Origin of the sequence: Pseudoalteromonas arctica A 37-1-2 (assembly GCF_000238395.3) — a bacterium.
GTDB lineage: Bacteria > Pseudomonadota > Gammaproteobacteria > Enterobacterales > Alteromonadaceae > Pseudoalteromonas > Pseudoalteromonas arctica.
Genome location: NZ_CP011026.1, coordinates 378,924 through 391,338, shown reverse-complemented (window position 1 = coordinate 391,338; position 12,415 = coordinate 378,924). Strand labels below are relative to the sequence as shown.

Here is a 12,415-nt window from a genome sequence, read left to right as displayed (position 1 = left end):
CTGTAGTGATAATCTATACACGCTGAAATTATAAACAATACAACCACTCAGCGTTTAATTATTATAAGGAATGTTTAAATGGATCCAGTCACACAAATTCTCGATATGGTTTTTACTGTTGAGGCTTTTTTACTTGTTTTTGTTATCGTGCTTTTAAAAAGTAGCGTTAAATTTGTACCACAAAACCGTGCCTGGTTAATCGAACGTTTTGGTAAATACCAATCAACTAAAGAAGCCGGCCTTAACTTTATTATTCCATTTATTGATAGAATCTCGGCTGATCGTAGCTTAAAAGAACAAGCTCAAGATGTACCATCGCAGTCAGCTATCACTAAAGATAACATCTCACTTATAGTTGATGGCGTACTGTACTTTAGGGTACTAGACCCATACAAAGCAACGTATGGCGTTGACGACTATACGTTTGCAGTTGTACAACTTTCACAAACAACAATGCGTTCAGAATTAGGTAAAATGGAGCTTGATAAAACATTTGAAGAGCGTGATTTACTTAATACCAACATTGTTGCAGCTATAAACCAGGCATCTGAGCCTTGGGGTATTCAAGTACTTCGCTACGAAATTAAAGATATTGTGCCGCCTAACTCTATTATGGAAGCGATGGAAGCACAAATGAAAGCTGAGCGTGTTAAACGAGCTCAAATTTTAGAGTCAGAAGGTGATCGCCAAGCAAATATCAATGTTGCTGAAGGTAAAAAACAAGCACAAGTACTTGCTGCTGAAGCCGACAAAGCCGAGCAAATTTTACGCGCTGAAGGTGAAGCAACAGCTATTACTACGGTTGCAGAAGCACAAGCAAATGCACTTATTAAAATAGGTGAAGCTGCAGATACAGAGCAAGGTCAAAAAGCAATTCAGTTAGATTTAGCAACTAAAGCAATCGCGGCTAAAGAAGCGATTGCTCGTGAATCATCAATTGTATTACTGCCAGACAACGCGACAGATGCAAGCTCAATGGTTGCCCAAGGTATGGCAATCATTAATAGCTTAAATAAAAAGCATCAGGGTTAATAACTAAATAAAGAGGTTTGTATGGATTTTATTACGCAAAATTTACCGCAAACACTTATGGTACTTGGTATTGTTGCTTTAATAATAGAAGTAGCAGTACTTGGCCTTTCTACATTTATTTTGTTGTTTTTTGGATTATCGTTATTCCTTACAGGATTATTAATGAGTTTTGGTATTTTACCTGACTCATTAGCAACAGCCCTTTGGAGTAATGCAGTTGTAACAGCTGGCTTAGCCATTGCACTTTGGAAACCATTAAAACAAATGCAAAATCGCGTAGATAAAAAGCAAGTGAATAGTGATTTTGCTGAACTTACTTTTGTACTTACTAGCGATGTAACAGAACAAGGTTTAACTACACATCAATATTCAGGTATTAGCTGGAAACTCAAAAGTGAGCAACCAATTAGCGCCGGTACTGAGGTTTTAGTAACCAAAAAAGAAGTGGGTGTTATGTGGGTTAAGCCTAAAAGCTAACCATCACTTTAAAACAAGCACTGTGTATAATAAATTACAGTAAAACGGGCGGCTCAAACTGCCCGTTTTTTATGCCTGAGATTTGAAATACAGCACCTTGTTCAGTAACAGTATTATTAATCGCTTCATCAAATGCCGATGTCACAAGTAACAATTCAGCATTTTCACCACCAAATGCAGTGCATGTCGGTTTTATTGCACAAAGCTTTATTGTTTTAATTAGCTCACCGCCTGGGGATAAACACATAACACACCCCATTCCCCACACAGCTAGCCACAAATTACCTAATTGGTCGGTTACGCAGCCATCGGGATCAACATCAGTATTATTAAATTGATAAAAAACACGTGGCTCAGAGCAAGGTTCGCCAGTTTGCTCATCCAAATCTAATACATAAATACAACTCGTTAAAGAGTCGCAGTAATAGCCACATAAACGTGCCTTATCAAAACACAATCCATTTGGAATACTCAAGTCACTTACAACGGCTTTAAGCTGGCGTTTATAATAACGGTATATTTTACCATCACCTTTTTTAGCATTTACATGCATTGTACTAAACCAAAAACCACCCCATGGATCGGCGCGGCCGTCGTTTGAACGCCTGTTTAACAGTGTATTTTCAATATTGAGGATAAGATGGCGAGTGTTTGAATTAATATGATATTTATATAAACCAGTACTTGTACAGAGTAACAAGTGCTGCTCATCAATCCACGCTATTGCACTGAGCGTATCAGGCATATTAACTATTTTTAGTTGGCTTTCGTTGTGTGTATTTTTACTTAAAAGTAGTTTTTTATTTATGTCGACCCAAAAAAAAGTATTCAGTATTGGATGCCAAAGTGGGCTTTCTCCAAGCTGATTCTGTGTGCTTTCAAAAATGGTTACGCTAGGATCAAACATAAATACTTATTCTTTATTATTAACAAAGCCTTGTAATACTAAACCTTACCAGAAAACAGTGAATTTCGCGATGTGTACCCGGCTTTAATTTATCAACACCATTAGTAATTTTTAGACTGAGTTGATAACATCAAATTTCATAAAAAGGATTGGCCATGAACAACAATAATAAAAACACACTCGTCGTTGAAGGCGGTGCAATGCGCGGTATATTTGCCGCAGGTGTGCTTGATGAGTTTTTAAAACATCAATATCAGCCGTTTGAACGCTATTTTGGAGTTTCAGCCGGGGCAACTAATATAGCCGCATTTTTATGCAAACAACCAATGCGAAATTATAAAGTGATTACTGACTACTCATGCCGTCCTGAATTTATTAATTTAGCGCGCTTTATTAAAGGTGGTCATTTATTTGATTTAGATTGGTTATGGCAAGAAACAATTCGCGAAATACGCCTTCATACGGAGGTCTTTGAGCAAACTCCACACGAGTTTTATATTGTATCTACGGCAATCGAATCAGGCAAAGCACACTATTTAAAAGCCACCAGCGCCGATATGGTGCATCAATTAAAAGCATCATGCGCTATACCCATTGCATATCGTGACTACCCTATTATTAATGACATAGCGATGACCGATGGCGGTGTTGCTGATTCAATTCCGGTAATAAAAGCTTACGAAATGGGTGCACGCGAAATCACCGTTATTTTGTCTCAATGTTTAGGCTATCGTAAAAAACCAAGTAAGGCACCTTGGCTTACTAAAAAAATGTATAAAAGCTATCCCGCATTAATTCAAACGACCTTAAACAGGGCTGATTTTTATAATAAGTCTATCGATTTTATTATGAATCCACCTAGGGCGTGTTGATCTTTGTGGATTGAAATTTGTTCAATCTAGGGGCGATTAAATCGCGGCGCGAGGTTTGTAACCTAGTGGGCTAAGTAAAAACCGAGCAACAAAGAGTTAATCGTCCCTAGAAAGAACCCTTTGGGCAGCGCATGTTTGGTATTTATGCTGCGTTATCGCCTATTCATGGGGAATAACCACACTACATAGGCTCCGCCTTGCCTAAAAGCCAAACATACTGCTGCAAATTCACCCACCAAAGATCAACACGCCCTAGTGACTGCAAAATCAATATCATTGCACCACCGGCTAATTTTAAAGTTGGGCGTACCACTAAAAAGTTTGAAATACTTAATAGTGGTTACAACATGGGAGTTGATACTGCTAAGGCCTTTTTAGCTAAATAACTGCATTATTTAACCTAATAATTGCGGTGCTTTACCCGCAATAACTGCGGTTAGTAAACCAGCTAACATAGCTCCCACAACGGTGCATATTGCACCGCCTAAAATACCGTAAACACTCATAAAACATATCAGCGCTAAACCAAATAGCAGTGCACTTAAAAATGTTTTAGTCGCTAATGTAAGTGTGTTTTTTCGTAGGTTGAGCATCATGAGTAGTAAACTCACCATCGCAATTGTAATTAGTAGCTCGTTCATGCGGGTTGTACCTCAATTTTTAATTTTTGTGTGTTTTTTATTTTTAAGGCAACAAACATACACACGATACCCACCACCATAAAGCTTATATCTACTACCGCGACAAGCGAGCTATTAAGGTTAATAACATTGCTAACGCCAAGTAAAATATTAAGTGGCAGCACCAAAGCAAGCGAAGCGCCGCATAGTAAAAGTGTCAGCTTAAAATAGTTTTTATAACCTATGGGCAATACACTTAATAGTAACCATGCCAACCACGTATAAAAGAACACGGGTCCAAAAAAGCTATTTTGCGCCACACCAACAACGCTATAATTAAGTAAAACTTGCACAGGAAATAGCACAAAGCTTGCTAATACCAAACCGCCACAACTGCCAATAATAAAACGATTCCAGCGTGCATATGCCTGCATACTCAGTGAAGGGCTACTGCCACGTGTGCGCTTTGTTAGCCACATCATCATGCCCGAAATAGGTAAAAGCGCAGTACTTAAGCCAAGCAATACCCAAAGTAATTTTACAAACACTCCTGCAAAGTTCCCAAAGTGCAGCGGAAACATCAACTCAATTACTTTTATCGAAACACCTGAAATATCACCAAAACTACTCATCGACTGCACAAACTCACCATTGCCCTGATAATGCAGTAACTGAGAAGCAACAGCCTCGCCACCTAACAAACGCAAATATACCTGCGCATTCGCATCGTTATGCGCCATTATTGTGACATCCCTAATTATTGCTTCAGGGTAACGACTATGAGCATGCTCTAAAATAGTGTCTATTTTTGTAGGTTGCTTAATGTGGCTAACTACAGGCTCAGGAATAGCGGTAAACGTTTCTATTAACTTATCTTGATCGCCACCAAAGCTCACAAACGCAGCTGCTGGTAGTAAAATAATGGTCGCGAGCCCTAAAAATGATCCTGTAAAACCAATCACAATATTAAATACGCTGCCCCAAATACCTATAACCTTATGAGCATCGCTTACTGCAATATCTAACTCTTTATCTCGCCTAAACGTAAAGAGCTCTTTTATCAATTTGCGATGAATAAACAAGCCTGTCACTGCACTTACTAAAAGCGTTAAACCTAAAAAACCAGTGAGTATTAACCCAATTGGTCGCCCTAAATGCAAATCTGCATGAAACTCACCTATATAAGTTGGCGCATCCGTTTTTTTATTAGCGTAAAACTCTTTACTAGGCCCATAGTAAGTATTTTCCAGCGCTAACGTATCGGGATGAAACTGAAATACTCTGGCTACCTCTTGGTCGTAATTTTCATCCCCATGGTGAGATTCAAATACCAACGTTAATAAATGAAAGTTATGCCCACTTGGTAAAAACACATGAATGTTTTCGCCAAATTTACTAGGTACTTTTTTATGGTATTCGTTTACTAGTCGGTTAATTTGCGCGCTGGCAACGTATTGGCTAGATTGTAGTTCTGGATTAGCCCATATTTTTAACTCAGGTCGCGACAGAACTGCTAACGCCCCACTAAATGCAACAATAAATAGCAGTACCGCAGTAATAATTCCTACCCAGCTATGTAATAAAAATAGCTTTTTTAAAGTAATCGACTTCATCCCTGCCCCTGCGTTAACGCCCAAAAACTCAATAAACCATGTAATACACACAATACAATCATTACTACAAAAGGTTGCCATACTTTTTGCGCCAAATACGCATAAATAAACAACGCAGTCCAAATAATAGGAAAGAGTAAAATAGGCAGTAATATTTGTTCATTCATTTGAAACGGTAAATAGGTTGTCATACCCGGAATCATTATTACCGCTGTAATTAGCGCTAATACACACGCAATTAAGTGCCTTCGCCGTGTAGCTGTAAACGTTTTTTTATTATTCATTATTCGCTCAGTAAATTTGCCCAAACATATACAAAACAGCACATGCAAATGATAACAATTGTCATTATATTGTGCATTTAATACTTAATGCAATTTATTAAACAAATTAAGTCTAAAAACACTGTTGGTTTGCCTTTAGAGCTTTTATGCTACGCCTCGCAATTTAGGTACGCAGTAATGCGTCATTTCAGTTAAGCCGAGTTCGGGCTTTTTAATTTTTCAGGAAGCAGTAAACCGTGGATATAATTAACGCGATTATTTTAGGTATTATTGAAGGTATAACAGAATTTTTACCCATATCATCAACTGGGCACTTAATTGTAGCGTCAAAGTGGTTAGGCATTGAATCAACAGACGCTAATCTCGCCTTCGAAGTAATTATCCAGCTTGCCGCCATTTTAGCGGTACTAGCCAACTATAAAGACAAGTTCAGCCCTAAACATTTCAATTTATGGGTGAAAGTTGCCATTGCATTTATTCCTTTGGGTATTATTGGTTTTATATTTAGTGATGTAATAAAAACACTGTTTAGCGTACCAGTAGTAGGTGTTATGTTTATTGTAGGCGGTGTGATTTTTTTACTATTAGAGCGCAGTTATAAAGAGACTCACTGCACAACTACCGATGTAACCCAAGTTACTTATAAACAAGCTCTTTGGATTGGCGTAGCACAAGTATTTGCGTTAATTCCAGGGACTAGTCGTGCTGGAAGTTCTATTGTTGGTGCCATGTTGTGTGGTTTAAACCGAAAAGCCAGCGCTGAATTTTCATTTTTACTTGGTTTACCTGTACTTGCAGCAGCCTCAGGGTACGACTTACTTAAACATTACCAACTGTTTAGCTTAGATGACCTAACTGCCCTTGCTGTGGGTTTTTTAACGTCTTTTATAGTTGCTTATTTTACTATTAAACTATTCATACGCTTTCTAGAAAATTTCACTTTTGTTAGTTTTGGTCTTTACCGAATCGTATTTGGTGTTATTTTACTAACTATAGCCTACACATAAGAGAATATTATGAGCGAAAAAATAAACGAAGAAGCACTCCACGCCCTAAAAATAGCTTTTACTTACATGCCTAAAGCGATTGAGGTGACAAAGTATGAATATGGCGAGCGCTACCAAAGCGTGCTTGATCACATTGAAGCTGTACGTGAAACACTGCTTATTAACGATGTTGACCCAGAGGAAGTAGGCGGCGATATCAACCCGCAATATACCCCAAATTCAACGTATTAAAAGTATACCGCTGAGTATTATATGCTCGGCGGCATGCTGCGCTATATACAAGGGCCTGTTTATCTTTCGAGGTTAAATTTGCAGCAGACTGTTTGGTATTTAGGCAAGGCAGAGCCTATGTAGTGTGGTTATTCTGCCTAGGGACAATTTACTCTTTGTTGCTCGGTTTTTACTTATTCTTACATGGATGTAAGCCAGTAGAATAACGCAGGAGCAGTTATCGAGCCCACTAGGTTACAAACCTCGCGCCGCGATTAAATCGCCCCTAGATTGAACAAATTTTAATCCTGAAAGGTCAACAGGCCCTACTACTATTAATAAACCACTAACTTAGTTCATAAAAACATAAGGTTATAAAATTTTATACGTATCAATTTTAGTTATTAGTAATTAAAACTGCTAAACTGGATTTTAAACTAATACCAATGCCCTAATTGGCCTATGTATTATATAAATTGAACAAAAGCTTACGGGGTGTTTTCTTTTGAATTTTTTACGATGTTTTCACGATATAGTTTCTAATCAATCTCTTGATTTTGAAAATAAAATTAATAAGCTCTTAGTGTTTGGGTTAGAAGTATTTGACCTTGAGCTAGGTATTATTAGTAAAGTAGATGAAAACAGCTACACCGTTTTATATGCCAAAACCCCTGACAACTCACTTTTACCCGGTACCGTGTTTGAATTACAAGGCACCTATTGCGTACATACGCTCGCTGCAGGCTCTGCACTTGCCTTTCATAAAGCATCTCAAAGCGCAATTGCAAACCACCCCTGTTATATAAACTTTCAGTTAGAGTCTTATATTGGCGCGCCAATAAAAATTGGTGAAAAAATATTTGGTACCGTTAACTTTTCATCCATAAACAGCTCTCCAGCTTTTAATGATGCAGCCTATGATTATATTGAGTTATTTGCACAATGGCTTGGATCGGAATTTGCTCGCACCCAAGCTAAAGAACAACTCATAAAAAATAGTAATACTTTATTAAAGTTAGAACACGTTGCAAATATAGGTACGTGGGAGGTTGATCTAATCTCCGATAAAATTACCTGGAGCGAGCAAACATACCTCATACATGAGGTGGATGAACAATTTCAACCGCAAATGAATTCTGCAGTCGAGTTTTATAAAGAAGGTCCAAGTCGTGAAGGCATTACTCGCGCGGTAGAATTAGCCATAGAAAAAGGCAAAAAATGGAATCTAGAACTAGAAATAGTAACCGCTAAAAATAAACATTTATGGGTGGCTACCTTTGGTGAGGCCGAATTTGATGAAGGCCGATGTGTCCGATTATTTGGCACCTGCCAAGATGTAACCGAGTCAGTAATGCTCCGAGAAGAGCTTAAACAAAAGCAAGCTCAAGCAGAGCGCCTACTTGAAGACAGAAGCATGCTATTTGCTAAAATCAGCCACGAATTAAGAACCCCACTGAATGGCATTACAGGTATGCTAACCACATTAGTTGATGAACACAGTGAAGAAGTTCGCGCTGAAAAAATTAAAATAGGACTTAGAAGCGCCGATATTTTACTTAGTATTATTAACGAAGTGCTCGATTTTTCTAAAATTAATCATGGTGAGCTAAAGCTTGAACCTACTGACTTTTTACTAAAAACAATTTTTACCGATTTAACTTCTTTATATACACCTCTATTTAAAAACACGCATGTAACGCTACAAGTAAATAATACAATTGATGACAACTGCTGGGCGTTTAGCGACAACACACGCCTTAGCCAGATTGCTTCTAACTTACTGAGTAATGCACTTAAATTTACTGAAAATGGTTCAGTTACACTAAACACCAGCCTTTCTAAAATAAAAAATAAGCTAAGTTTAAATATTGAAGTGTCTGATACAGGCCGAGGAATGAGTAAAGGCTTTTTAGAATCACTGTTTTCTCCTTTTTCTCAAGAAGTAGATGCTAAAAATTCAAAAGGTGGAACAGGCCTTGGCCTTGCAATAGTAAAAGAGCTTGTTGAATATATGGGCGGAAAAATAAAGGTAAAAAGTACACCTAATAAAGGCACTACGTTTTTAGTAAATATTCCTATTGAGAAAGGGACAGAACAAAAACAAGAAAACCTCAAATCAACGTTAGATATCAATGGCAGTGAACTATCAGTACTTGTAGTCGATGATAACGATATTAATAGGTTGGTACTTCATGCTTCTTTAGGCAAACTTAATATAAAAGCCGACTCTGCAGTTGATGGCCAAGATGCTGTATTAAAATGCCGCCAAAAGCATTATGACCTTATTTTTATGGACTGCATAATGCCCATACTCGATGGATTTGAGGCAACAAAGCAGCTTAGATCAGAAAACATCTGCTCGCATGAAGAAACCTACATAGTGGCTATAACTGCTAATACCTCATCACAAGATAAACTTGCCTGCAAACAAGCCGGTATGGATATGTTTATATCAAAACCGTTTAAACTACCCATACTTGAAAAAGCGGTTATTAATGCGCTTGAGCATACCGTAAAAATCAGCTAATTTTTACTGCACTGGCACTGGTAAAAAATAAGAACATAAAATGAAAAACATAATTAGAACTATATTACTAACAGTACTTATTGTTGCAGTATTTAAAGGCGTTTCCACTGGGCAATGGAGCTCATCAATAACAATTGTTATCGTATCAGGCGTATTGTTGTTAGTTACATTTATCAGTGCTAAGTCATCACGTGGATCATCAGCTTATACTGGCAGTGACTCATCAGTTTCCTCTAGCAGTAACTCATCGCACTCTCACACAAATTGTAGCGGCGGTGATTCTGGTGGTGGGTGCGATTAAATCGTGTGCTAATTCTTAAGCATTAAAAAAGCCGCCTTTGGAGAAGGGCGGCTTGGGTTAACAAACAGCTATGGGTGTAGCCTTGCTGTTATATCAAGAGAGTTTTTACTAATTACATTAAGCAGCGCTTTGATCAGCTTCTTCAGAGTGACGAATTAAATAATCAAATGCACCTAAACTTGCTGTTGCACCGCTGCCCATTGCAATAATAATTTGTTTAAACGGAGTATTGGTTGCATCCCCCGCGCCGTAAATTCCTGGTAGTGACGTTGCGCCTTTAGCATCAATCAGTATTTCACCAAATTTGCTTAATTCAAGGTCGCTGTCTTTTAACCATTCGGTATTTGGTATTAAGCCTATTTGTACAAATATACCGGCAAGTTCAAGCTCTTTGCTCTCTCCGGACACTCTATCGGTGTACATTAAGCCAGTTACTTTTTTACCATCGCCAAGTACTTCGGTAGTTTGTGCACTTTTGATAATGGTAATATTAGCCATGCTTTTAGCTTTACGAATAAGCACTTCATCAGCACGTAGTGTGTCTGCAAATTCAAGTACCGTAACGCTTTGCACAATATTAGCTAAATCGATTGCTGCTTCTATACCCGAATTACCACCGCCAATTACGGCAACAGGTTTACCTTTAAATAAAGGGCCATCACAATGTGGGCAATATGCCACACCATGGCCGCGATATTCTTGCTCCCCTGGTACGTTCATTTCGCGCCAGCGTGCACCAGTGGCAAGTACGAGCGACTTAGCTTTGAGTACTGCGCCATTTTCAAGTGTAATTTCGTAGCCATTGTTATAACCAAGTGCCGCTGCACGCTGATTATGCATTACATCTACATCGTATTCTTTAACGTGCTCTTCAAGCTGGGCAACCAATTTTGGCCCTTCAGTCGCCTTAATCGAAATAAAGTTTTCTATTGCTAATGTATCTGCAACTTGTCCACCAAATCTGTCGGCAACAATACCTGTATTTAACCCTTTTCGTGCTGAGTAAATCGCAGCCGATGCGCCCGCAGGCCCGCCACCAATTACAAGTACATCAAATTTATCTTTTTTACTTAGCGATTGAGCTTGGCGCTGTGCCCCTTTGCTATCTACTTTATTGAGTATGTCGGTAAGGCTTAGTGCACCTTGGCTAAATGGTTCGCCATTTAAATATACAGCCGGTACAGCTAAAATATTTCGCTCTTCTACTTCATCTTGAAATAATGCGCCATCAATCATGGTCGCTTTAATATTGCTGTTTGTCGCTGCCATAGTATTAAGTGCTTGGACTACTTGCGGGCACGTTTGGCAACTTAAACTTATATATACTTCAAAGTTAAGTTCTTGAGTAAGCGATTGTATTTGTTCAATGTCTTCGCTTTTAGCTTTACTTGCGTGTCCGCCAGTATGTAAAAGTGCTAGCACTAAACTTGTGAATTCGTGGCCCATAGGTACGCCTGCAAACGTAATATGAGTGTTTTTAATAGGTGAATGCACAACCATTGACGGGCGACGCGCGCTTGTATCAGGATTGTTCATTACCGTAAATTTATCGCTCAGTGAGGCTAAATCGTTCGCTAAGCTTTCTACTTCTGCTGATTTTTTGCTGTCATCCAAGGCAATAAGCAGCTCAACAGGTTGAGTAAGCGATTCAAAATGGCTTTTTAATTGATTTTTTATGTTGTTATCTAACATGGCTTAACCCTTTTAGGAAAATTTAAACAGCAAGCCTCCCATGCCAAATAATGCATGTGCTTAAACAAGTATATTGATATAGGAGGCACCAACAAACGGATGTTCGTTGATTTAAGGGCAGTTACCTGCCCTTATAGTAGGAATAAATCTATACTTAGATTTTACCAACTAGGTCTAGTGAAGGTGCAAGTGTGTCTTCACCTGGCTGCCAAGATGCAGGACAAACTTCACCGTCGTGAGTTGCAATGTATTGTGCAGCTTGTACTTTACGAACAAGTTCTTTAGCGCTACGGCCAATACCTAAATCGTGAGTTTCGATAATTTTAATTTCGCCTTCTGGGTTCATTACAAATGTACCGCGAAGTGCTAAGCCTTCTTCTTCAATCATTACGCCAAAGCTACGAGTAATACGTCCTGTTGGGTCGCCAATCATTGGGTAAGTAATTTTACCAATTGTGTCTGACGTATCGTGCCATGCTTTATGAGTGAAGTGAGTGTCAGTAGATACTGAGTAAACTTCTACGCCCATTTCTTGAAGTTGTGCGTAATAATCTGCAACATCACCAAGTTCAGTAGGACATACAAATGTAAAGTCTGCTGGGTAAAAGAAGAAGATTGACCATTTACCTAGAACATCTTTTTCAGACAATTCTACAAAGTCACCGTTGTGGTAAGCGGTTGCATTAAATGGTTGTATTTTTGTATTAATTAAAGAAGTGCTCATGGTATTTCCTCATTTATATTTAAAGTATTTACAAAGTAATCAACGCTGCCAATTAAAGTGGCCTGTCGCGTTGGCTTGATAAGTACAATACGGCTAATGAGGAATTAAATAAAATTGATTGTTTAGATTAAAACAATCGATTTTTTAGA

General features: G+C 38.4%; 13 protein-coding genes and 1 pseudogene. 8 read left to right on the top strand and 6 right to left on the bottom strand.

The genetic code is table 11. The features are described 5' to 3' along the window. Window positions 1-78: 78 nt before the first annotated feature. Together PARC_RS19230 and PARC_RS19225 are read left to right on the top strand one after the other, a co-directional pair. On the top strand, window positions 79-1,032 hold the full coding sequence (locus PARC_RS19230) for an SPFH domain-containing protein (protein ID WP_007375614.1): 954 nt from the start codon (window positions 79-81) through the stop codon (window positions 1,030-1,032). A 21-nt stretch (window positions 1,033-1,053) separates the two neighbouring features. After that, window positions 1,054-1,509, top strand: a complete 456-nt coding sequence (locus PARC_RS19225; RefSeq protein WP_010555295.1) for an NfeD family protein — start codon at window positions 1,054-1,056, stop codon at window positions 1,507-1,509. Window positions 1,510-1,543: 34 nt separating this feature from the next. Here PARC_RS19225 and PARC_RS19220 read toward each other — a convergent pair whose 3' ends face one another. After that, the gene (locus tag PARC_RS19220) at window positions 1,544-2,416 is read right to left on the bottom strand and encodes an SMP-30/gluconolactonase/LRE family protein (protein ID WP_010555294.1); all 873 of its coding nucleotides are present in this window, start codon (window positions 2,414-2,416) and stop codon (window positions 1,544-1,546) included. 155 nt (window positions 2,417-2,571) lie between these two features. Here PARC_RS19220 and PARC_RS19215 point away from each other — a divergent pair. Then, window positions 2,572-3,285, top strand: a pseudogene (locus PARC_RS19215) (patatin-like phospholipase family protein); the annotation flags it as partial. A 200-nt stretch (window positions 3,286-3,485) separates the two neighbouring features. After that, window positions 3,486-3,674 carry a DUF6363 domain-containing protein gene (locus tag PARC_RS21860; protein ID WP_033012873.1) on the top strand — a complete coding sequence of 63 codons (189 nt, stop codon included), beginning with the start codon at window positions 3,486-3,488 and terminating at the stop codon, window positions 3,672-3,674. Window positions 3,675-3,683: 9 nt separating this feature from the next. Here the strand turns inward: PARC_RS21860 and PARC_RS19205 are convergent, their stop codons facing one another. Genes PARC_RS19205 through PARC_RS19195 form a run of 3 tightly spaced genes read right to left on the bottom strand, consistent with a single transcriptional unit; the run spans window position 3,684 to window position 5,805 of the window. Then, the gene (locus PARC_RS19205) at window positions 3,684-3,929 is read right to left on the bottom strand and encodes a hypothetical protein (RefSeq protein WP_007581829.1); all 246 of its coding nucleotides are present in this window, start codon (window positions 3,927-3,929) and stop codon (window positions 3,684-3,686) included. Beyond that, on the bottom strand, window positions 3,926-5,521 hold the full coding sequence (locus tag PARC_RS19200) for a PepSY-associated TM helix domain-containing protein (RefSeq protein WP_010555292.1): 1,596 nt from the start codon (window positions 5,519-5,521) through the stop codon (window positions 3,926-3,928). Before PARC_RS19200 ends, PARC_RS19205 begins: the two co-directional genes overlap by 4 nt. Then, window positions 5,518-5,805 (bottom strand): hypothetical protein, encoded by a 288-nt coding sequence (locus PARC_RS19195; protein WP_010555291.1) that lies wholly within the window; start codon window positions 5,803-5,805, stop codon window positions 5,518-5,520. Before PARC_RS19195 ends, PARC_RS19200 begins: the two co-directional genes overlap by 4 nt. A gap of 236 nt (window positions 5,806-6,041) precedes the next feature. On the opposite strand from PARC_RS19195, the gene PARC_RS19190 reads away from it, so the two are divergent. From PARC_RS19190 to PARC_RS19175, 4 genes are all read left to right on the top strand, one after another. After that, complete coding sequence (locus tag PARC_RS19190) at window positions 6,042-6,812, top strand: undecaprenyl-diphosphate phosphatase (protein WP_010555290.1); 771 nt, start codon at window positions 6,042-6,044, stop codon at window positions 6,810-6,812. A 9-nt stretch (window positions 6,813-6,821) separates the two neighbouring features. Next, window positions 6,822-7,043, top strand: coding sequence for a hypothetical protein (locus PARC_RS19185; protein WP_007581825.1), 222 nt, complete (start codon window positions 6,822-6,824; stop codon window positions 7,041-7,043). Window positions 7,044-7,527: 484 nt separating this feature from the next. After that, complete coding sequence (locus tag PARC_RS19180; protein ID WP_010555289.1) at window positions 7,528-9,549, top strand: GAF domain-containing hybrid sensor histidine kinase/response regulator; 2,022 nt, start codon at window positions 7,528-7,530, stop codon at window positions 9,547-9,549. Between the two features lie 40 nt (window positions 9,550-9,589). After that, window positions 9,590-9,850 carry a hypothetical protein gene (locus PARC_RS19175; RefSeq protein ID WP_010555288.1) on the top strand — a complete coding sequence of 87 codons (261 nt, stop codon included), beginning with the start codon at window positions 9,590-9,592 and terminating at the stop codon, window positions 9,848-9,850. Between the two features lie 117 nt (window positions 9,851-9,967). On the opposite strand, the gene ahpF is transcribed toward PARC_RS19175, so the two are convergent. Both ahpF and ahpC read right to left on the bottom strand, forming a co-directional pair. Beyond that, the gene (gene ahpF, locus PARC_RS19170) at window positions 9,968-11,542 is read right to left on the bottom strand and encodes an alkyl hydroperoxide reductase subunit F (protein WP_007581823.1); all 1,575 of its coding nucleotides are present in this window, start codon (window positions 11,540-11,542) and stop codon (window positions 9,968-9,970) included. A 154-nt stretch (window positions 11,543-11,696) separates the two neighbouring features. After that, on the bottom strand, window positions 11,697-12,266 hold the full coding sequence (gene ahpC / locus PARC_RS19165) for an alkyl hydroperoxide reductase subunit C (protein ID WP_010555287.1): 570 nt from the start codon (window positions 12,264-12,266) through the stop codon (window positions 11,697-11,699). Window positions 12,267-12,415: the final 149 nt, after the last annotated feature.

Coding starts and splice junctions, on each gene's coding strand:
- PARC_RS19230 (WP_007375614.1), top strand. CDS start 79: ATGGATCCAGTCACACAAATTCTCGATATGGTTTTTACTGTTGAGGCT.
- PARC_RS19225 (WP_010555295.1), top strand. CDS start 1,054: ATGGATTTTATTACGCAAAATTTACCGCAAACACTTATGGTACTTGGT.
- PARC_RS19220 (WP_010555294.1), bottom strand. CDS start 2,416: ATGTTTGATCCTAGCGTAACCATTTTTGAAAGCACACAGAATCAGCTT.
- PARC_RS19205 (WP_007581829.1), bottom strand. CDS start 3,929: ATGAACGAGCTACTAATTACAATTGCGATGGTGAGTTTACTACTCATG.
- PARC_RS19200 (WP_010555292.1), bottom strand. CDS start 5,521: ATGAAGTCGATTACTTTAAAAAAGCTATTTTTATTACATAGCTGGGTA.
- PARC_RS19195 (WP_010555291.1), bottom strand. CDS start 5,805: ATGAATAATAAAAAAACGTTTACAGCTACACGGCGAAGGCACTTAATT.
- PARC_RS19185 (WP_007581825.1), top strand. CDS start 6,822: ATGAGCGAAAAAATAAACGAAGAAGCACTCCACGCCCTAAAAATAGCT.
- PARC_RS19175 (WP_010555288.1), top strand. CDS start 9,590: ATGAAAAACATAATTAGAACTATATTACTAACAGTACTTATTGTTGCA.
- ahpF (WP_007581823.1), bottom strand. CDS start 11,542: ATGTTAGATAACAACATAAAAAATCAATTAAAAAGCCATTTTGAATCG.
- ahpC (WP_010555287.1), bottom strand. CDS start 12,266: ATGAGCACTTCTTTAATTAATACAAAAATACAACCATTTAATGCAACC.